Raw genomic sequence first — 19373 nt, forward strand, 5'->3', positions numbered from 1 at the left:
ATCCGTAGCCTGGTCGCGTGAGCACATTGCGCCGGTACGCCGGCAAGGCCGTCAGCAGGGTTCTCGGGTTGCCGCCGCACACCACCGACTTCTCCGTGCAGCACGGACTGCGGGTCCCCATGCGCGACGGCGTCGAGCTCATCGCCGACCACTACGCGCCCCTCACCGACCGACCGGCAGGCACCCTGCTGGTGCGCGGACCGTACGGCCGTCGCTTCCCGTTCTCACCGCTGTTCGCGCAGGTATATGCCGCGCGCGGCTATCACGTGGTGTTGCAGAGCGTGCGCGGCACGTTCGGCTCGGGCGGCCAGTTCACCCCGATGGTCCACGAGATGGCCGACGGCGCCGACACGGTGGCCTGGCTTCGGGACCAGCCGTGGTTCACCGGTTCGTTCGCCACCGTGGGCCTGTCCTATCTCGGCTTCACCCAGTGGGCCCTGCTGGCCGACCCGCCGCCGGAGATGAAGGCCGCCGTCATCACCGTCGGCCCGCACGACTTCAGCACGTCGTCCTGGGGCACCGGAGCGTTCAGCCTCAACGACTTCCTGGGCTGGAGCGCGATGGTCGCCCGCCAGGAGGAGCCCGGCATGATGCAAGCCCTCTCCCGGCAGCTGCGCGGGCCCGCCGAGCTCGCCAAGGCTACCGCCGGACTGCCGATGGGTACGGCCGCCCGTCAGTTACTGGGCAGCGGTGCACCGTGGTTCGAATCCTGGCTGGAACACCCCGAACTCGACGATCCGTTCTGGGACCAACTGAGGTTCGACGAGGCATTGCAGCGGGCCGAGGTACCGATCCTGCTGCTCAGTGGATGGCAGGACCTGTTCCTGGACCAGAGCTTGAAGCAGTACGAGCAGCTCCACCGGCGCGGCGTCCCGGTGGCGTTGACAGTCGGCCCGTGGACGCACACCCAGTTGATGACCAAGGGAGTCGCCACCGTGGTCGGCGAATCGCTGGACTGGCTGGGCGCCCATCTGGCCGAGCAGGGTGAGACCAACCGCGGCAGCACGGTACGTATTCATGTGAACGGGCACGGCTGGGTGGAACTGGCCGACTGGCCGCCGGTCATGCCGGAGCACGAGTTGTTTCTGCAACCGGCTGGGCGGCTGGGCGCGATTGCGCCGCCTGACACTGCCCCACCGTCAGACGACAGTTGGTCTTCGCGCGAGCGCTCATCGACGTTCACCTATCACCCGGCCGATCCCACTCCGACCATCGGCGGCCGGCTCTTGGCCGCCAGCGGCGGCTACCGCGACGACACCCGACTGGCCCGGCGCAGCGATGTCCTGACGTTCACCGGCGACCCGCTGCCGGCCGACCTGTACCTGGCAGGCAGCCCCGTCGCAGAGCTTGCCCACAGCTGCGACAACCCGTATCACGACATCTTCGTCCGGATCAGTGAGGTGGATGCAAAAGGCCGGTCCCGCAACGTAACCGACGGATTCCGCCGGTTTAACGGCCATACCGGGCCGGTTCGGCTCGAGCTCGATGCGGTCGCGCACCGGTTCAGAGCCGGGTCCCGGATCCGGGTGCTGATCGCCGGTGGTTCACACCCACGCTTCGCCCGTAATCTGGGCACCGGCGAGCCGCCGGTCTCCGGTTCCCAGCTGGTGCGCGCCACCCACACCGTGCACCACGGTCAGGGCGGGATTTCCCGGGTGCTGCTGCCGGCCGGACCGAAGCCGCCGTCAGCCGACTGAGGTTCGCACCCGCTCGGCGACGTCGTGCAGCGTCGCATCGTCGCACACCGGCAGGCCCCGGACCGCCGGCACCGGCAGGTCGACCCAGCTCTTGCATCCGGCGAATTCGGGCGTGCGTATCAGCTGGATCGGCGTCAGCAGCGGGGCCACCTGGACGATCACGACGGTCAGTCGGTGCCTGGGGCGGAAATCGAGCCGGTCGGTGCGCACCGACTCGGCGGTCCAGATGTGCAGGTCGGAGAGTTCCTCGATCGCCTCAGGACGGTTCACCTCCACTGCTGCAACAACTTTCGCGCCGGCCCTGATGGTCACGGCGTCCTCGGTGCTGTCGGCCGCCGCGGCAGCGAGCAGGTGCTGATGTTCGGGGCGCACCCGCTCGGCGTGGCTGTGTGCAATCGTCGGGAACAACACAAACTCCGGCGCCGCCACCGAGAACCGCTTCTCGTGGATGCCACCCTTGCGCAGCAGCACTGTCTGGCGGCCGTCGAGCAGGGCGTGCACGGCCGCGCCCCACTCCTTGAGCCCAGGCTGCGTCACTGAGCGGCCAGCCGGGCGCGGACCTCCGGACGGCGCAGTGGCGGAACGGTTTTTGGTGGCTGCCGGCGCGGGGCCAGCCCGTCGAGCAGCCTGGTGGTGGTTTCGGTGACTTCGGCGACGGCAGCCTCGAACGTCTCGATATTGGCCCCGGTCGGACGGGTGATTCCGCTGACCTTGCGCACGTACTGGCGCGCCGCGGCCTCGATTTCTTCGTCGGTGGCGGCGGGCTGCAGCCCCCGCAGCTCAGTGATGTTGCGGCACATGACACCCACGATAGGCGCGTTGGGCCCGGCGGTTACGGTGAGCGCATGACCGATCCCGTACTGCTCGTCGACACCACCGACCGGGTTCGCATTCTGACCCTGAATCGACCCCGATCGCGCAATGCCCTCTCGGCGCAGCTGCGCACGGAGTTCTACAGTGCGCTGCGTACCGCGCAGGCCGATGACGATGTCGACGTGGTCATTCTCACCGGGGCCGATCCGGTGTTCTGCGCAGGGCTGGACCTCAAAGAACTCGGCGACACCACCGAGTTGCCCGACATCTCCCCCAAATGGCCTTCCATGACCAAGCCGGTGATCGGTGCCATCAACGGTGCCGCGGTCACCGGAGGCCTGGAATTGGCGCTTTACTGCGACATCCTGATCGCCTCCGAGCAGGCCAAGTTCGCCGACACCCACGCGCGGGTCGGGCTGCTGCCGACCTGGGGTCTGAGCGTGCGGCTGCCGCAGAAGGTCGGGGTGGGCCTGGCCCGGCGGATGAGCCTGACCGGCGACTACCTTTCAGCCGACGAGGCGTTACGGGCCGGCCTGGTCACCGAGGTGGTCCCCCATGACGAGCTGCTGCCTACCGCTCGACGGGTGGCCACCTCGATCGTCGCCAACAATCAGGCCGCTGTCCGGGCCCTGCTCGCCTCGTATCACCGGATCGACGAGTCCCAGACCAATCAAGGCCTATGGATCGAAGCGGCATCGGCCCGCGCCTGGATGGCTACGGCGTCCGGTGACGACATCGCGGCCAGCCGCAGCTCCGTGATCGAGCGGGGACGCGCGCAGGTGCGGTGACAGGTTGATCAGTCGACGACCCACCCGGCCTGGCCGCTGGCGAGTTCCTCGACGCTCATCCCGTCGACGAGCCGGTCCAGCGCGCCGATCATCGTGTCGCATTCGCGTGCCGGGTGGTCTTTGGGGCATCGCAGCGCATGGGTCAGAAACTGCTGCGCCCCTTGCGCTTGCGCGATGACCCGATCCAGCGCGGCGATCTGCTCGCGCACCGTCTCGCGCCACTGTTCACTCGGCGCGTCGAGCACTGCGGCCGCGGTGTCGAGCGGAAGGCCCAACCGGTTCACAATCTTGAGCAGTGCGAGCCGGCGAAGCTCCTCGGGCCCGTACATGCGCTTCCCGGCCTGCCGCAGGCACGGGGACACCAGCCCACGTTCGTCGTAGTACCGCAACGCCGACGGACTCATCTGCAACCTCGCCGCGGCCTCGCCGATCGGGATCAGGTCCATGCCGCCATTTGACTTCAACCCGCCTTGAACCGGCAAGGTCTACCTATGAACGCCGCGCGTGCGATCAATCACCATGCCGAACACCCCGGGTTCGCGGGGGTCACCGGGGTGTTGTGCGGCTTGGTCTTCCTGCTGGTGGGCCGGGCGAAGGCCCGGCTGGCCGCGGATGTCGCGCAGGTCTCGGCCACAGACCACGTAGTCGATGTGGGTTGCGGACCTGGTACCGCTGCCCGAGTGGCCGCCCGGCGCGGTGCGCGAGTGACCGGCGTCGACCCCTCGTCCACCATGTTGCGCATCGCGCGGCTGGTCACGCCGAAACGCGCGCCGATCACCTGGGGTGAGGGCACTGCCGAGGCCCTGCCGGTGACCGACGGATCGGCGACCGTGGTGTGGGCGCTGGCAACGGTGCACCACTGGCAGGACGTCGACATGGCGGTTGCCGAAGCCCGCCGCGTACTGACGCCGGGCGGGCGGCTGATCGCGATCGAACGCCAATCACCTGACGGGGCCACCGGATTGGCCAGTCACGGCTGGACGCAGCAGCAGGCCGAGGCCTTCGGTACCTTGTGTCGCGACGCCGGATTCGACGACGTCTCAGTGGCCGAGCGCGGCAGGGGCAAGCAGGCCACCTGGGTGGTCAGCGGTACGCGTCGGACTCACTAGTCTCCGGTACAGCGATGCCACCCCGAGTGCCAGGTCGATCTTGGCCGGCTGCGCCTCCTCCAGAGTCATATCGCTACGCTCGAAGTATGCGCAGCTGTACGTCTGTGTCGGGTCCAGGAACAGCCGGAAGAAGGCGTCGGACAGGTCATAGTGGGTCCGAACGTCCTCGAAGTACGGGGTCAAACCGGACATAGTCGAATCCACCTTTCTGACACGTGCGGATGAGCGCGCCGGTTCATCAGGTCCGCGCAGGTAATTCGGAGCCGACGCCCTCGCGGATCACCTCGACTTCTTCGCGGACTTCTTCGCGGACTTCTTCGCGCCCGGTTCCATCCGCCAGGCGCATCGCTCCGAATGTCAGTTGAGGTGGCCGTTGAGTGCCAATCTGTAGACGAGTGGAGACATCCGTGACATCAGCGCGCCAGTGCACTGGTTTATCTGCAGCCGACCGAAAAGGTCGACGTCATGAGCCGATTACGAGGATTCAGGTCAAGGAGGGCCAGGTGGACAGCGCCGCGTCGAGCCACGCCGTGGTCATCGGCGGCAGCATCGCAGGCCTCTGCGCAGCTGGTGTGCTGTCCGGCTATTTTGACCGCGTCACCCTGTACGAACGCGATGAACTACCCGACGAACCAGTCAATCGCCCGGCGATACCCCAGGGCCAGCACGTTCACCTGCTGATGGCCCGTGGAGCGCAGGAACTCGAAGGTGTTTTTCCGGGACTGCTGGACGACATGGCCGCCGCCGGCGTTCCGGTCGTGCACAACCAGCCGGAGTCGATTCATTTCGATGCCGCCGGCCATATCCTCGGTACCGGGCACGGGTTGCACGACAGCTTTACCGCGTACGTGCCGAGCCGCGGACAACTCGAATGGCAGATCCGCAAGCGCGTCAACGCCATCCCGTCGGTCGGACTGGAACAGCGGGTGGTCGTGCACCCGCAATTCGATCCTGAGACCAACCGGGTCACCGGCGTGGTCCTCGACGACGGCCAGCGTGTGGCCGCTGACCTCGTTGTCGACGCCTCCGGACGGGGCAGCCGCCTGCCAGGCTGGATGCAGCAGTGGGGCTTTGAAAGCCCGAGGGTCGATACAGTCCACATCGGGGTCACCTACGCCTCGCACCGGGTCCGGATCCCCGCCGGTCTGATCGCGGAGAAGATGGTGCTGGTCAGCGCAACTCGAGACCGGCAACTCGGCATGGGCATGTTGTTCCACGAGGACGGCACCTGGATGGTGACATCCTTCGGAGTGGCCGATACCGAACCGCCACGGGACTTCGCCGGGATGTGCCGGCTTGCCCAAGCCATACTGCCGGCGCATATCAGTTCGGCCCTGCAGGCCGGCGAACCGCACGGCAGCATGATGTTTCACCGCTACCCCACCAGCAAATGGCGCCGATACGACAAGCTGGCGAGCCTGCCCGGTGGGATCGTGCCGTTCGGCGATGCCGTCGCGAGCCTCAATCCCACCTTCGGCCAGGGCGTGACGATGACGGCTATCCAGGCCAGCAATCTACGTGCAGTCCTCGACACCGGACCGAACGATGTTGCTGCCCGACTGGCACATGCGACGGCACGGACGACATATCCGGTGTGGCTCATGAACGCGGTCGCCGATTACGCCGAGCATGGCGCCCAAGGCGACCGCCCATGGTGGTATCGGCCGCTGTACGGCCTGTTTGATCAGTTCCTCGGCGCAGCCGAGACGGACCCCGTACTGGCCGAATGGTTTCTTCGGCGCACGAGTCTGCTCGACAGTCTCTACCTCGCACCATCGCCCCGGCTGATCGGGCGTGCGGTCCGCAACAACATCGGGCAGTGGCGCGCCGAACGCTCGCGCCGCTAACCGGTCCCTGGCACCAGCCAGCGACCGGATAACGCCCGCCAGCCGACGAAGATCAGTCTCAGCACCATGAAGGTGCTCAGCCCCGACCAGATGCCGAACAGGCCCCAGCCGTAGATGAGCGACAACCAGATCAGAGGCAGGAAGCCGACCAGTGCACTGGTCAGCGTGGCGTTGCGCATGAACTTCGCGTCGCCCGCACCCAACAGCACGCCGTCGAGGGCGAAGACGATTCCCGCCACGGGCAATTGGGCCACCAGGAACCACCAGGGCACCCTGATCGCCGCAAGCACCGATCGATCATCGGTGAACACCGGCGGCAGCACCGAGGAACCGACGGCGAACACCAGCGCCAACACCACACCAGCCATCGTGGAGAACAGCGTCACCCGCCAGGCCACGCTCTTGGCATGCGCGAGTTGCCCCGCGCCCAACGCTGCGCCGACCAGTGACTGCGCGGCGATTGCGAGTGAATCCAGCACCAGCGCAAGGAAACTCCACACCTGCAGAACGACCTGATGGGCCGCCACCGCCGCCGCACCGAACCGCGCCGCGACGGCCCCGGCCGACAGGAAGCAGGCCTGGAACGCCAACGACCGCAGCAGCAGATCGCGCCCCATGGTCAATTGGGCCCGCAGCACCGCCGGCTCTATGCGCAGCGCAACCTTCTCGATCAGCAGGGCCCGCAGAAACAACAGTGCCGCCACCCACTGCCCCACCAGGTTCGCCACGGCCGAGCCGGCCAATTCCCATCGCGGCAAGCCCAGCCAGCCGTACACCAGCAGCGGACACAGCACCGCTGACACGGCGAACCCGAACACCACGTAGCGCAGCGGCCGGACGGTGTCCTGCACCCCGCGCATCCAGCCGTTACCGGCCAACGACACCAGGACCGCCGGGGCGGCCAGAATGGCGATGCGAAGCCAGGGCAGCGCGGCGTCCGCGATGTCGGAGCGCCCGGCGATCACCGACAGCAGCGGTCCCGCGGCGGCCTCTACCACCGCGATGATCAGCAGCCCCAGACCCAGCGCCAGCCAGGTGGCCTGCACGCCCTCACCGACGGCGGACTGCCGGTCACCTGCCCCGAACATGCGAGCCGAGCGCGCAGTGGTGCCGTAGGACAGGAACGTGCCCTGCGAGTTGACCAAGCCCAGGATCAGGCCGCCGATGGCGAGCCCGGCGAGACTGAGTGCGCCCAACCGCCCGACGATCGCAATGTCGAACAGCAGGTAAATGGGCTCGGCGGCCAGCACGCCCAGTGCCGGAAAGGCCAGGCCCGCAATCCGGCGGGTGGTCGCCGGCGTGACGGGAACATCGCCTTCGGGTTCAACCATGTGACCGCCTGGGAGAGGCGCTCCGCATGCCGTCAGGCAAGAGCTTGCGCGAGCGCCTGCACGACATCGTCGGCCGGCCCGGCTGCCGAGTATCCGGCCGCGTGCGGGTGTCCACCGCCTCCGAAGGAGCTGGCGACCGTGGCGAGGTTCAGCGACTTCGCCCGCATCGACACCGACCAGTGTTGTGGCTCGATCTCTTTGAACACCGCGGCGACCTCCGCCTGTTCAGTGGTGCGCACGATGTCGACGATGCTCTCCACTTCCTCGGGCCGAGCGCTTGACCATTCATCATGCGACACAACGGCATACACGAGTCCGCGGCCGCCGACTGCGCCCGGCAGGAGCCGGGCCGAGGCCAGCACCCGTGACAGCATCGGCAACCACGCGAACGGGTGGGTGTCGAGCAGCGCGCGGCTGATCGAGGCGTTGTCCACCCCGAGTTCGACCAACCGGGCCGCCAACCGGTGTGCCCGCGCGGTCGCCCAGCGGAACGAGCCCGTGTCAGTGGTCAGCCCGGCGTACAAGCAGTGCGCGACACGTTTGTCGATGGGCTTGTCCCAGGCGTCGAGCAGTTCGGCCACCAACATCGTGGTGGAATCCGCCGTCGGGTCGACGTAGTTGGCCGAACCGAACAGCTGATTGGACGCATGGTGGTCGATGACCAGAACCTCGCGGCCGGCAACGGCCAGTCCCGCCAGCGCACCAAGACGGTTGACGCTCGGAATGTCCACTGTGACAACCAGATCAGCGTCATCCCGGATGGCATGCGGCGCGACCATCAGGTGGCCGCCCGGCAGCGTCTGCAGCGATTCGGGCAGCTGATCGGGAGCCGCGAAGGCTACCTCGACCTGCTTGCCCGCGTCGTCGAGCACCTGCGCAAGCGCCAGCCCGGCGCCGATGGTGTCGGCGTCGGGATAGACATGGCACACCACGCTGATGCTCGCCGCGTCGGAAAGGAGGTCGGCTGCCGCACGCGCGTCGACACGCTGACCGGAAGGGCGCCCGTTGGGAGCCCCCGAATGAGCAGTATCAGTCATCCGTTCGATCGCGGTCACCGGCATCCTCTGTGTCTGCCCCGTCGGCAAGCCCGTCCATGTCTTCCGCCCCGCTCACACGGTACGGGTCTTCATCACCGGCATGCTTGGCGCCCTCCCGAACTCTCGCCAGATCCTCGTCGGCGGCCCGCGCCCGCGCCAGCAGCTCCTCCATCCGGTGCGCCGCGTCGGGCACGGTGTCCCGGACGAACGCCAGGGTCGGGGTGAATCGCACCCCGGTCCCGGCGCCCACCTTGGTCCGCAACACACCCTTGGCGCTCTCCAGCGCCGCCGCCACACCGGCATAATCCGGTTCCTCATCGAGACTGGTCCCGATGACGGTGTAGTACAGCGTGGCGTCGTGCAGATCACCGGTCATCTTGGCATCGGTGATCGTCACGCCGTTCAGCCGCGGATCCTTGATCTCGTACTCGATCGCCGAGGCGACGATGGTGGAGATCCGTTTGGCGAGCCGCTTGGCCCGTGCAGGATCAGCCATTTATGTGGACACCTTTACGTCCGTACCTTCTCGACGAGTTCGTACGTCTCGATGACGTCGCCTTCCTTGATGTCGTTGTAGGTCAGAGTCAGACCGCACTCGTAACCTTCGCGGACCTCGGTGGCATCGTCCTTCTCCCGCTTGAGCGAGGACACCGTGAGGTTCTGCGCGACCACCAGGTTGTCACGCAGCAGCCGGGCCTTGGCGTTACGACGCATGATGCCCGAGGTGACCAGGCAACCAGCGATGTTGCCGACCTTGGACGACCGGAAGATCGCCCGGATCTCGGCGCGGCCGAGCTCCTTCTCCTCGTACACCGGCTTGAGCATGCCCTTGAGGGCCTTCTCGATCTCGTCGATGGCCTGGTAGATCACCGAGTAGTACCGGATCTCCACACCCTCGCGGTTGGCCAGTTCGGTCGCCTTGCCCTCGGCACGGACGTTGAACCCGATGATGATCGCGTCCGAAGCCGAAGCCAGGTTGACGTTGGTCTCGGTGACGCCACCGACACCGCGGTCGATGACCCGCAGCTCCACTTCGTCGTCGATCTCGATGCCCATCAAGGCTTCCTCGAGGGCTTCGACCGTACCGGCGTTGTCGCCCTTGAGGATCAGGTTCAGCTGGCTGGTTTCCTTCAGCGCCGAATCCAGGTCTTCCAGGCTGATCCGCTTGCGGCTGCGTGCGGCCAGGGCGTTGCGCTTGCGCGCGCTGCGCCGGTCGGCGATCTGGCGGGCGATGCGGTCCTCGTCGACAACCAGGAAGTTGTCACCGGCACCGGGCACCGACGTGAAGCCGATGACCTGGACCGGACGCGAGGGCAGCGCCTCTTCGACGTCGGCGCCGTGCTCGTCGACCATGCGGCGGACGCGACCATAGGCATCGCCGGCCACCACCGAGTCGCCGACTCGCAGGGTGCCGCGCTGGATGAGCACCGTGGCGACCGGACCGCGACCGCGGTCCAGGTGCGCCTCGATGGCCACACCCTGGGCCTCCATGTCGGGGTTGGCCCGCAGGTCGAGGGATGCATCGGCGGTCAGGACGACCGCTTCCAGCAGCGCCTCGATGTTGGTGCCCTGCTTGGCGGAGATATCGACGAACATGGTCTCGCCGCCGTACTCCTCGGCCACCAGGTTGTACTCGGTGAGCTGCGCCCGGATCTTGGCCGGGTCGGCACCTTCCTTGTCGATCTTGTTGACCGCCACCACGATCGGCACATCAGCGGCCTGCGCGTGGTTGATGGCCTCCACCGTCTGCGGCATGACTCCGTCGTCGGCGGCGACCACCAGGATCGCGATATCGGTGGCCTTGGCACCACGGGCACGCATGGCGGTGAACGCCTCGTGACCCGGGGTGTCGATGAAGGTGATCGGCCGGACGTTGCCGTCCAGATCGACCTCGACCTGGTAGGCGCCGATGTGCTGGGTGATTCCACCGGCCTCGCCCTCGCGGACGGTGGCGTTGCGAATTGTGTCCAGCAGTCGGGTCTTGCCGTGGTCGACGTGACCCATGACGGTGACCACGGGCGGGCGGAACTCGAGATCGTCCTCGTCGCCCTCGTCCTCGCCGTAGGTGAGGTCGAAGGACTGCAGCAGTTCGCGATCCTCGTCCTCGGGCGAGACGACCTGCACCTTGAAGTTCATCTCGCTGCCGAGCAGCTCCAGCGTGTCGTCACCGACCGACTGGGTTGCCGTGACCATCTCACCGAGGTTGAACAGCGCCTGGACCAATGCGGCCGGGTTGGCGTCGATCTTCTCGGCGAAGTCGCTCAGCGATGCACCGCGGGCCAGCCGGATGGTCTCGCCATTGCCCTTCGGCAACCGCACACCACCGACGACCGGTGCCTGCATGTTCTCGTATTCGGCGCGTTTCGCGCGCTTCGACTTGCGGCCGCGCTTGGGAGCACCGCCGGGACGACCGAACGCACCGGCCGCGCCACCGCGCTGACCGGGACGGCCACCGCCGCCACCACCACCGGGGCGACCGCGGAAACCACCGCCGCCACCTGCGGGTGCGCCGCCACCTGCGCCGGCACCGCCGCCACGGTAGTTACCACCACCGCCGCCGCCACCGGGGCGAGCGCCCTGACCGGCACCGCCGGGACGTGGGCCACCACCGGGACGCGGGCCGGGACGCGGGCCGCCCCGTCCGGGCGCACCGGCGCCGGCCGGTCGCGGCGGCATGTTGCCGGGCGACGGACGCGGGCCACCACCGGGACGCGGGGCCCCGGGACGTGGCTGCGGACGCGGGATGGGCCGCTCGACAGGCTGCTGCGAGGAGAACGGGTTGTTACCGACACGCGGAGCGCGCGGAGCCGGCTTCGGGGCACCCGATGCCGGACCCGGACGCGGTCCGGGCGTGGCACCCGGGGTAGGCCGGGGACCGGGCGTGGTGCCCGGGGCCGGCGCTGCCGGGGCGCTGGGTGCAGCTGCAGCCGGTTCACTCGGCGCTGCCGGAGGCTGCGGAGCGGCGGGCTTGGGTGCTGCGGGCCGAGCCGGGGCGACCGGTGCGGCCTCAGCGGCCGGAGCCTGAGGTTCGGCCACCGGGGCCGCCGGCGCGGCGGGCTTGGCCGGTGCCGGCTTGGCCGCCGTGGCGGGGCTGGGAGCCGGAGCGCCCGGCTTGGGTGCCGGAGCAGCGCCACCCTGGGGGCGGGGCTTGTCTTCGGTCTTCTTGCCGCCGGCCGGTGAGCCGAGCGCTTCGCGCAACCGACGCGCGACCGGCGCCTCCACAGTGGAGGACGCCGACTTTACGAACTCGCCTTGCTCCTTGAGCTTGGCCAGTAGTTCCTTGCTGGTGACACCGAGTTCCTTAGCCAACTCGTGCACACGGGCCTTACCTGCTGCCACTACATCTCCTCGTCTGGAGGCAACAGCGGTGGTAGGCGCCGCGCCTCGGGTTTAGCTATGACGCATGGTCATCGGGACTTCACGGTGTGCTCATGTTCTTCGCTACCTGTTCTGTTGCCGGGCGTCCGAATGCTTCAAGAGTCTCGGTGATCTTCACCGAAGCTCTCGACGTACTCGATCACCGCGGATGTATCCGGTGAACCGGTGAGTCGCAACGCTCGGACGAAGGCTCGCCGCCGCACTGCCATCTGTGCGCACTGTTGGTCGGGGTGCAACCACGCACCACGCCCAGGCAGGCTTGCCGCGGGGTCAACGGTTACGGAACTCGTCCCGTTCCCGTCGGTCACCGCAACCACTCGGAGCAACTCGGCGGCCAACTCTCGCTTCCGGCACCCGATGCAGGTCCGCACTGGTCCGACAGAGGAGTCGGAGGTGCTTCGATGCGTCAGAGCCGGAGTCTCGCGCTGGATCACGGCTGAGTCTACCGCCCCGAGGGCTGTGCTCCGAAACGCCGGTCACTACTGTCAGTCGCGCACCGCCCCGGGCCGGACTTCAGCGTCCGGCTGCGGCGCCGCATCGCTGCGGATATCGATCCGCCAACCGGTCAGCCGGGCGGCCAACCTGGCATTTTGCCCTTCTTTGCCGATCGCCAGGGAAAGCTGGAAGTCCGGCACGATCACCCGCGCCGCGCGCGCGGCCTCATCGATCACCGATACCGATACGACCTTGGCCGGCGAAAGGGCGTTGGCGACGAACCGGGCGGGGTCCTCGTCGTAGTCGATGATGTCGATCTTCTCGCCGGACAGTTCGCTCATCACATTGCGCACGCGCTGGCCCATAGGGCCGATACACGCGCCCTTGGCGTTCAGTCCGGGCACCCGTGAGGCGACCGCGATCTTGGACCGGTGCCCGGCCTCCCGGGCGACCGCCACGATCTCCACCGACTCGTCGGCGATCTCGGGTACTTCCAATGAGAACAGCTTGCGAACCAGGTTCGGGTGGGTGCGTGACAGCGTGATCATCGGCTCGCGGGCACCGCGGGTGACGCCGACGACGTAGCAGCGCAGCCGGTCGCCGTGCTCGTAGCGCTCCCCCGGCACCTGCTCGGCGCTGGGGATCACCCCTTCGGATCCCTTGGTCTCGCTGCCGATCCGTACAATGACCAGCCCTCGAGCGTTGGCCCGCGCATCGCGCTGGATGACCCCGGCCACGATGTCGCCCTCGTGAGCCGCGAACTCCCCATAGGTCTTCTCGTTCTCGGCGTCGCGCAACCGCTGCAGGATCACCTGGCGAGCCGTCGTCGCCGCGATCCGGCCGAATCCCTCGGGCGTGTCATCCCATTCGTGCAGGACATTGCCGTCGGCATCGGTCTGACGGGCGATCACCTTGACCACACCGGTCTTACGGTCGATGTCGATGTGCGCGTCGGGCTCATGCCCCTCGGTGTGGCGATACGCGGTGAGCAGCGCCGATTTGATGGTCTCGACGACCACGTCGACCGTGATGCCCTTGTCGGCCTCGATGGCATGCAGCGCCGCCATGTCGATGTTCATTCGCCGGCCCCCTTCCCGGTTTCTCCCGACAGTTCCAATTCACGTCGGTTCGGAGGTGAAAACTCCACTTGGACAACAGCTTTGGCGATATCAACCAGGGCGATATCACGGACGGCCAGATCGCGGCCATCCGGCACCACGACCTCCAGTACGGTGCCGTCGGTTTGCCCGATCCTTCCGGTGAGCACCGAACCGTCGGCCAGCGTGAGTTCGGCCTTGCGCCCGCGGGCGCGGCGGAAATGCTTGGCCTGGGTCAGCGGCCGGTCCACACCCGGCGAGGTGACGTCGAGCACATACGGCTTGTCGCCCTGCGCAAGCTGGTCGAGCAATTCCGAGGACCTCCGCGACAGCGCAGCCAGGGAATCGAGATCGAGACCCTCGTCGCCATCGGCGATCACGGTGATGCGGGGCGGACGAGTCGATGTGTCGATGACGACATCGTCGATTTCGTAACCGGCGCGCGCGAACTCGCCGTCAAGTAGCTCGATCACCTTCGTCTGCGACGGCAAATCCGCAGACCGCAACTTTGGATCCGGTGCCACGGCGAGCTCCTCATCTTGAATTGTCTCCGACACAAATCCCAGGGCCAGCCACCTGGATCAGCCCCGGAATTGCCTATCTACGATACGCCAGGCCCCCGGCAGCAACCGCCAATCGAAGTTCGGTGCGTGGCGAATGCCGTCGCACCGGTGCCGGGCGGCCAGTCAGCGCCCCGTCAGGCGAGTACCTGAGCAATGGCAGGATGTTCACGTGCCGAGCGCCCATGCAGACATCAGCCGGCGGCGCGTACTGCTCTCGGCCGCGGCCCTTGCCCTGCTGGGCGCCACCGCCGCCTGCAGTACGTCGACGTCTCAACCTGAAGTGGACGACCTGACCGCGCAGTGGGATCGGGCCCGCGCCGACAGCGCGCTGGCCGCCGACGCGGCCGCCGCACAGCCTCCGCAGGCGCAGGTCACCCGGGCGCTGAACGCGGTGGCGGCCGATCGCACCGCGCACGCCAAGGCCCTGTCTGACGAGTTGACCCGGATGACGGGTGCCGCCCCGGCGAACGCCGCCACCTCCACCACCGGAAGCACGGCCAAGGCCCCGCCCGGCGCCGGGGCAGACGCGTCGGCGCCCCGTGTCGATGACGTGGTCGACGCGCTAAAGGAGTCCGCCGACAAGGCCGCCGGCGTGGCCCGCAGGCTGTCCGGTTATCGCGCCGGCCTGCTCGGATCGATCGCCGCCTCGTGCACGGCCGGCTACACCGTCGCGCTGGGAGGTGCACAGTGACCTCACCCGGACCACGTTCGACCACCTCGCCCGCCCGGCCGACCACGGCCGCCGACGCCGCGCTGTTCGATGCGGTGGCCGTGGAACACGGGGCCATCTACGGCTACGGGCTGGTATCGGCCCATTCGACGGCCGAGGACAACGCCCTGGTGGCCACGGCGATGGCCGAACACCGGGCCCGGCGCGAGGCCGCCATGGCCATGCTCGAAGCACGCTCGGTCACGCCGCCGCTGCCGGCCGCCGGGTATCAGTTGCCGGCGCCGGTGACCGACCCGACCGACGCCGCCAACCTCGCGATTCGCATGGAGGAAGACACCTCGGTCGCCTGGCGTGCGGTGCTCGAACAGGCGACCAGCGCCGACGACCGCACCTTTGCGGTGACCGCACTGACCCAGACTGCCGTCAGCGCGGCCAAGTGGCGCGCGATCGTGAATGCCTGGCCGGTGACGGTCGCGTTCCCGGGCGGCGGTGAATAGCCCCACGCTGCGGTATTGCGCTGACGCCACGTCACCCGTTTCCGCCGATTTCTACCGGAGGGCGGCCGCTCGCGACCCGCAGCCGCCCTGGTGCAGAAAGCGGCAGCCTCAGCCGGCGGTCAGTGCCGCTGAGATCTCGGTGGCAGCGTCGTCGACGGCGATCTCGCGGTTCTCGCCGGTGAACCGGTTGCGAAGCTCCACCACACCGTTGGCGAAACCGCGGCCGACCACCACGATCCACGGCATGCCCAGCAGCTCGGCGTCCTTGAACTTCACCCCGGGTGACGCCTTGCGGTCGTCGAACAGCACCTCATGGCCCAGCCGGTCCAGCGCCGCGACGAGTTCGGTCGCCCCGGTCCGCGCGGCGTCGTCCTTGTTGGCCACCACCACGTGCACGTCGAATGGCGCGACCGACGCCGGCCAGCGCAGGCCCAGCTCGTCGTGCTGCTGCTCGGCGATCACCGCGACCATGCGGGACACCCCGATCCCGTACGAGCCCATCGTGAGCCGCACCGGCTTGCCGTCCTCGCCGAGTACGTCGGCGGTGAAGGCATCGGCGTATTTGCGGCCCAGCTGGAAGATGTGGCCGATCTCGATCCCACGCGCCGAGGTCAGCACACCGGCGCCGTCGGGTGACGGGTCACCGTCGCGGACCTCGGCAGCCTCGATCGTGCCGTCAGGCGTGAAGTCGCGGCCGGCCACCAGTCCGACCACGTGCCTGTTCGGCGCGTCGGCACCGGTGATCCACGCCGTGCCGTCCACCACGCGCGGATCGACGAGGTATCGAACCCCGTTGTCCAACAACGCCTTCGGCCCGACGTAGCCCTTGACCAGGAATGGATTCTTGGCGAAGTCCGCGTCATCGAGAAGGGCGAACTCGGCCGGCTCCAGCGCGGCACCCAGGCGCTTCTCGTCGACCTCACGGTCACCGGGCACCCCCACTGCCAGCAGCTCCCACTCGCCACCGGGCACGCGGGTCTTGAGCAGGACGTTCTTCAGGGTGTCTGCCGCGGTCACCTCACGATCCGAGAACTGTTCCAAGCCAACCGAATTGGCCCAATCCACCAGGGTCGCGATGGTCGGGGTGTCCGGGGTCTCGTGCACCTGTGCCTCGGGCAGACCCTCGATCGGCAGCGGCTCCGGCGCCCGGGTGATCACCGCTTCGACATTGGCCGCGTACCCGGAATCCAGGCAGCGCACGAAGGTGTCCTCACCGACCTCGCTCTCGGCCAGGAACTCCTCGGAGGCACTGCCGCCCATTGCGCCCGAGACCGCCGACACGATCACGTAGCGCACGCCCAGGCGGCCGAAGATCTTCTGGTACGCCTCACGATGGGCGTGGTACGCGTTCTTGAGACCGTCGTCGTCCACATCGAAGGAGTACGAGTCCTTCATGACGAACTCGCGGCCACGCAGAATGCCTGCGCGCGGCCGTGCCTCGTCGCGGTACTTGGTCTGAACCTGGTACAGAATCGTCGGGAAATCTTTGTAGGACGAGTACTCCCCCTTGACGGTCAGCGTGAAGATCTCCTCGTGGGTCGGCCCGAGCAGATAGTCGTTGCCTCGCCGGTCCTGCAAACGGAACAGGGTGTCGCCGTACTCGGTCCACCTGTTGGTGGTCTCATAGGCGCCACGCGGCAGCAGCGCGGGCAGCAGGATCTCCTGGCCGCCGATCGCGTTCATCTCGTCCCGCACGATGCCCTCGATGCGGCGCAGCACCCGCAGGCCCAGCGGCAGCCAGCTGTAGATACCAGGGCCTACCGGCCGGACATAGCCCGCCCGGATCAGCAGCTTGTGGCTGGGCACCTCGGCATCAGCGGGGTCGTCGCGCAGGGTTCTCAGGAACAGCTCGGACATGCGGGTGATCACAGGCGACAACCTTAAGGCGTGTCTTCAGTCACGGCCCTGCCAGGTACAGATGCAGGCCTCGTTCCCCTCCGCGTCGGCTAGTACCCAGAAGCGCGGCGCGACCCGGTCGTTGACCAATGTGCCGCCGGCGGCGAGTGCTGCGTCGACGCGGGCCTGCGCCGCATCGTGGGTGACATCGATGTCGAGGTGGATCCGATTACGTTGCGAGCGGGGCGCATCCATCTGCTGAAACCAGATGGCCGGGCCGCGGCCGAACGGATCGACAAGTCCCGCGTTGAGGTCGATGTTGCCCGGCTCGTCGATGTAGCCCGTGACGGCCTTCCAGAAGGGGCGTACGGCGCCGATGTCGAGGGCGTCGATCGCGATCTCGAATGCCTGGATGGCACCCGGTCCGGTGGACAGCTCGAAGCCATGGGCAGCAAGCGCCTGTGACACCGCGCCGGCCAGCGCGAGGTCCCGCTCGGTCGCCGCATGGGCGTCCTGAGTGCGCAGACGAAGTATGGCCCGGTCACTGCGGATGTCGATCGAAAGATGGCCGGACGCATCGGAACCGGCCGCGCGCACTGCGTGGGCGGCCGCCGAGGCGGCATCGGCCATCGACGGGACCAAGACCTCGGTGTAGATGGCCCCCAGTACCAGCCGCCAGCCCAGCGGACCGACGGCCTCGGAGATCTGCTTACGTGTCAGAGCGCTCACGGGTCGATTGGTCGACATCGATTTCTCCGGCGTCGATGGCTTCCTTGACGTCCTGGGCGTGGGCTACCTGTTTGGAGGTGTAACCGATGAACAACGCCGCAAGGCCGACCAGCACCGCGACCGCGGCCACCCACAACAACCCATAGGTATAACCCGCGTCGAGCGCCGCCAGCTGCGGCCCGTTCATGTCCTTGACCGGGCCGGTGATCCCACCGAGGTACAGGGTGCGCGACGTGATGACGGCCTGGATGATGGCCAGCACCAGCGGACCGCCGAGATTCTGCAGCATCAGCGCGATGGCCGAGGCCGGACCGATACGGTCGATGTCGACACCGGCGATGGCCGACAGGGTCAGGGGCACCACGATCATGCCGATGCCGATACCGCCGATGGTGATCGGCAGCACCAAGTTCGGGAAGTACGGGATGCCCGCGTGCAGCGTGGAGCCGTAGAGCATCGCGCCCAGCACGAGGACGCCACCCGCTATGACCACGATGCGCGGCTGGAAGAACCGCACGATCTGGGAGGAGACCCCCAGGCCGATGCCCATCCCGATCACGAACGGGATGAAGCCGACACCGGCGTGCAGGGCGCTGTAGCCCAGGATGTCCTGCACGTACAGGCCGATCAGCACGGTCAAGGTGAACAGAACGCCGCCGGCCAGGAAGATCGCCGCGAACGTGGCGACCCGGTTGCGCTCGTGGAACAGGTCGAACGGCACCACCGGGTTCTCGGCGCTGCGTTCGGCGATGAGGAAGGCAATGCCGAAGACTGCTGCCGCGGCGCCGGAGCCCAGCGTGATCGGGGACAACCAGCCGCTCTCGGGGCCCTGGGTGAATGCGAACACCGCGGCCGTACAGGCCAGCGTGGCCAGCAGCGCGCCAGCGGCGTCCAACTTCATCCGCTCGCGGTGCGTTTCCTGCAGCGAGGTACGGGCCAGGTACAGCATCACCAGACCGATGGGCACGTTGACCAGGAACGCGAGTCGCCAGGACACCTCGGTGAGAGCTCCGCCGACCACCAGGCCCATCACCGAGCCGATGGCGGTCATTGCTCCGAACACTGCGGTGGCGGCGTTGCGGGCCGGGCCTTTGGGGAACGTCGTCGCGACGAGCGCGAGCCCTGTGGGTGCCGCGATCGCGGCGCCGACGCCCTGCAGCAGCCGGGCGACGACCAGGGTGGTCTCGTTCCAGGCGATGCCGCACAGGATCGAGGCGATGATGAACAACGCGACGCCGACGATGAAGGTGCGCTTACGACCGATGGTGTCGCCGAGCCGTCCGCCGAGCAGCATCAAGCCGCCGAAGGTGAGGACGTAGGCGGTGATGACCCAGCTACGTCCCGCGTCGGAAAGGCCGAGCTCGTCCTGGATCTTCGGAAGTGCCACGATCGCGACCGTGCTGTCCATGGTGGCCAGCAGCTGCATGCCACCGATCGCGATGACCGCGGAAAGGAAGCCCCAGGACGGGAACCAGGACGGGAGGCGGGCAGCGAGGCCCTGGCGCTCGGCGTCGTTGAGTGCCGTCATAGCGGGTCACCTTACCGG

19 protein-coding genes and 1 pseudogene are annotated in these 19373 nt (G+C 67.8%); 6 read left to right on the forward strand and 14 right to left on the reverse strand.

The window, feature by feature from the left end:
• The first annotated feature begins 17 nt into the window (after positions 1–17).
• Positions 18–1697 (forward strand): CocE/NonD family hydrolase, encoded by a 1680-nt coding sequence (locus ACZY08_RS17100; protein WP_463745489.1) that lies wholly within the window; start codon positions 18–20, stop codon positions 1695–1697.
• Here the strand turns inward: ACZY08_RS17100 and ACZY08_RS17105 are convergent.
• Positions 1686–2234: a DUF1802 family protein gene (locus ACZY08_RS17105; RefSeq protein ID WP_463745488.1), complete on the reverse strand. Its 549-nt coding sequence runs from the start codon at positions 2232–2234 to the stop codon at positions 1686–1688. The genes ACZY08_RS17100 and ACZY08_RS17105 overlap by 12 nt on opposite strands.
• Positions 2231–2497 carry a DUF2277 domain-containing protein gene (locus ACZY08_RS17110; RefSeq protein WP_463745487.1) on the reverse strand — a complete coding sequence of 89 codons (267 nt, stop codon included), beginning with the start codon at positions 2495–2497 and terminating at the stop codon, positions 2231–2233. The genes ACZY08_RS17105 and ACZY08_RS17110 overlap by 4 nt, the downstream gene beginning before the upstream one ends.
• A 45-nt stretch (positions 2498–2542) precedes the next feature.
• Here ACZY08_RS17110 and ACZY08_RS17115 point away from each other — a divergent pair, with 45 nt between their 5' ends.
• Positions 2543–3298 carry an enoyl-CoA hydratase gene (locus ACZY08_RS17115; protein WP_463745486.1) on the forward strand — a complete coding sequence of 252 codons (756 nt, stop codon included), beginning with the start codon at positions 2543–2545 and terminating at the stop codon, positions 3296–3298.
• A gap of 8 nt (positions 3299–3306) precedes the next feature.
• On the opposite strand, the gene ACZY08_RS17120 is transcribed toward ACZY08_RS17115, so the two are convergent.
• Positions 3307–3744 carry a MerR family transcriptional regulator gene (locus ACZY08_RS17120; RefSeq protein WP_463745485.1) on the reverse strand — a complete coding sequence of 146 codons (438 nt, stop codon included), beginning with the start codon at positions 3742–3744 and terminating at the stop codon, positions 3307–3309.
• 45 nt (positions 3745–3789) lie between these two features.
• On the opposite strand from ACZY08_RS17120, the gene ACZY08_RS17125 reads away from it, so the two are divergent.
• A complete protein-coding gene (locus tag ACZY08_RS17125; RefSeq protein ID WP_463745484.1) occupies positions 3790–4407 on the forward strand; it encodes a class I SAM-dependent methyltransferase in 618 nt (205 codons plus the stop codon).
• 9 nt (positions 4408–4416) lie between these two features.
• Here ACZY08_RS17125 and ACZY08_RS17130 read toward each other — a convergent pair.
• Positions 4417–4599, reverse strand: a pseudogene (locus tag ACZY08_RS17130) (class I SAM-dependent methyltransferase); the annotation flags it as partial.
• Positions 4600–4910: 311 nt separating this feature from the next.
• On the opposite strand from ACZY08_RS17130, the gene ACZY08_RS17135 reads away from it, so the two are divergent.
• Positions 4911–6254 (forward strand): FAD-dependent oxidoreductase, encoded by a 1344-nt coding sequence (locus ACZY08_RS17135; RefSeq protein WP_463745483.1) that lies wholly within the window; start codon positions 4911–4913, stop codon positions 6252–6254.
• Here the strand turns inward: ACZY08_RS17135 and ACZY08_RS17140 are convergent.
• The 7 genes from ACZY08_RS17140 to rimP form a co-directional block, all read right to left on the reverse strand.
• The gene (locus tag ACZY08_RS17140) at positions 6251–7585 is read right to left on the reverse strand and encodes an MATE family efflux transporter (protein ID WP_463745482.1); all 1335 of its coding nucleotides are present in this window, start codon (positions 7583–7585) and stop codon (positions 6251–6253) included. The genes ACZY08_RS17135 and ACZY08_RS17140 overlap by 4 nt on opposite strands.
• Positions 7586–7617: 32 nt before the next feature.
• On the reverse strand, positions 7618–8622 hold the full coding sequence (locus ACZY08_RS17145; protein WP_463745481.1) for a DHH family phosphoesterase: 1005 nt from the start codon (positions 8620–8622) through the stop codon (positions 7618–7620).
• Complete coding sequence (rbfA, locus tag ACZY08_RS17150) at positions 8615–9118, reverse strand: 30S ribosome-binding factor RbfA (RefSeq protein WP_135453742.1); 504 nt, start codon at positions 9116–9118, stop codon at positions 8615–8617. Before rbfA ends, ACZY08_RS17145 begins: the two co-directional genes overlap by 8 nt.
• 14 nt (positions 9119–9132) lie before the next feature.
• Positions 9133–11961 carry a translation initiation factor IF-2 gene (gene infB, locus ACZY08_RS17155; protein WP_463745480.1) on the reverse strand — a complete coding sequence of 943 codons (2829 nt, stop codon included), beginning with the start codon at positions 11959–11961 and terminating at the stop codon, positions 9133–9135.
• 134 nt (positions 11962–12095) lie between these two features.
• A complete protein-coding gene (locus tag ACZY08_RS17160) occupies positions 12096–12434 on the reverse strand; it encodes a YlxR family protein (protein WP_463781825.1) in 339 nt (112 codons plus the stop codon).
• 51 nt (positions 12435–12485) lie between these two features.
• Positions 12486–13514: a transcription termination factor NusA gene (nusA, locus tag ACZY08_RS17165; RefSeq protein ID WP_463745478.1), complete on the reverse strand. Its 1029-nt coding sequence runs from the start codon at positions 13512–13514 to the stop codon at positions 12486–12488.
• Complete coding sequence (gene rimP, locus ACZY08_RS17170; RefSeq protein WP_463745477.1) at positions 13511–14056, reverse strand: ribosome maturation factor RimP; 546 nt, start codon at positions 14054–14056, stop codon at positions 13511–13513. Before rimP ends, nusA begins: the two co-directional genes overlap by 4 nt.
• A 208-nt stretch (positions 14057–14264) precedes the next feature.
• On the opposite strand from rimP, the gene ACZY08_RS17175 reads away from it, so the two are divergent.
• Both ACZY08_RS17175 and ACZY08_RS17180 read left to right on the forward strand, forming a co-directional pair.
• Positions 14265–14786 (forward strand): hypothetical protein, encoded by a 522-nt coding sequence (locus ACZY08_RS17175; protein ID WP_463745476.1) that lies wholly within the window; start codon positions 14265–14267, stop codon positions 14784–14786.
• A complete protein-coding gene (locus tag ACZY08_RS17180; protein WP_463745475.1) occupies positions 14783–15262 on the forward strand; it encodes a ferritin-like domain-containing protein in 480 nt (159 codons plus the stop codon). The genes ACZY08_RS17175 and ACZY08_RS17180 overlap by 4 nt, the downstream gene beginning before the upstream one ends.
• Positions 15263–15370: 108 nt before the next feature.
• On the opposite strand, the gene ACZY08_RS17185 is transcribed toward ACZY08_RS17180, so the two are convergent.
• The 3 genes from ACZY08_RS17185 to ACZY08_RS17195 are packed head-to-tail and all read right to left on the reverse strand — an operon-like array spanning position 15371 to position 19355.
• Positions 15371–17131 (reverse strand): proline--tRNA ligase, encoded by a 1761-nt coding sequence (locus ACZY08_RS17185; RefSeq protein WP_463745474.1) that lies wholly within the window; start codon positions 17129–17131, stop codon positions 15371–15373.
• A gap of 24 nt (positions 17132–17155) precedes the next feature.
• Entirely contained in the window at positions 17156–17827 is a 672-nt protein-coding gene (locus ACZY08_RS17190) for a VOC family protein (RefSeq protein ID WP_463745473.1), read from the reverse strand.
• A complete protein-coding gene (locus ACZY08_RS17195) occupies positions 17808–19355 on the reverse strand; it encodes an MFS transporter (protein WP_463745472.1) in 1548 nt (515 codons plus the stop codon). Before ACZY08_RS17195 ends, ACZY08_RS17190 begins: the two co-directional genes overlap by 20 nt.
• Positions 19356–19373 lie beyond the last annotated feature (18 nt).

It is taken from the genome of Mycobacterium sp. IDUB_9 (assembly GCF_055419505.1).

What these genes read in the sequence shown, in the direction of transcription:
- ACZY08_RS17110 (WP_463745487.1), bottom strand. Translation starts at nt 2,497, where the DNA reads ATGTGCCGCAACATCACTGAGCTGCGGGGGCTGCAGCCCGCCGCCACC.
- ACZY08_RS17115 (WP_463745486.1), top strand. Translation starts at nt 2,543, where the DNA reads ATGACCGATCCCGTACTGCTCGTCGACACCACCGACCGGGTTCGCATT.
- ACZY08_RS17120 (WP_463745485.1), bottom strand. Translation starts at nt 3,744, where the DNA reads ATGGACCTGATCCCGATCGGCGAGGCCGCGGCGAGGTTGCAGATGAGT.
- ACZY08_RS17125 (WP_463745484.1), top strand. Translation starts at nt 3,790, where the DNA reads ATGAACGCCGCGCGTGCGATCAATCACCATGCCGAACACCCCGGGTTC.
- ACZY08_RS17140 (WP_463745482.1), bottom strand. Translation starts at nt 7,585, where the DNA reads ATGGTTGAACCCGAAGGCGATGTTCCCGTCACGCCGGCGACCACCCGC.
- ACZY08_RS17145 (WP_463745481.1), bottom strand. Translation starts at nt 8,622, where the DNA reads ATGACTGATACTGCTCATTCGGGGGCTCCCAACGGGCGCCCTTCCGGT.
- rbfA (WP_135453742.1), bottom strand. Translation starts at nt 9,118, where the DNA reads ATGGCTGATCCTGCACGGGCCAAGCGGCTCGCCAAACGGATCTCCACC.
- nusA (WP_463745478.1), bottom strand. Translation starts at nt 13,514, where the DNA reads ATGAACATCGACATGGCGGCGCTGCATGCCATCGAGGCCGACAAGGGC.
- ACZY08_RS17195 (WP_463745472.1), bottom strand. Translation starts at nt 19,355, where the DNA reads ATGACGGCACTCAACGACGCCGAGCGCCAGGGCCTCGCTGCCCGCCTC.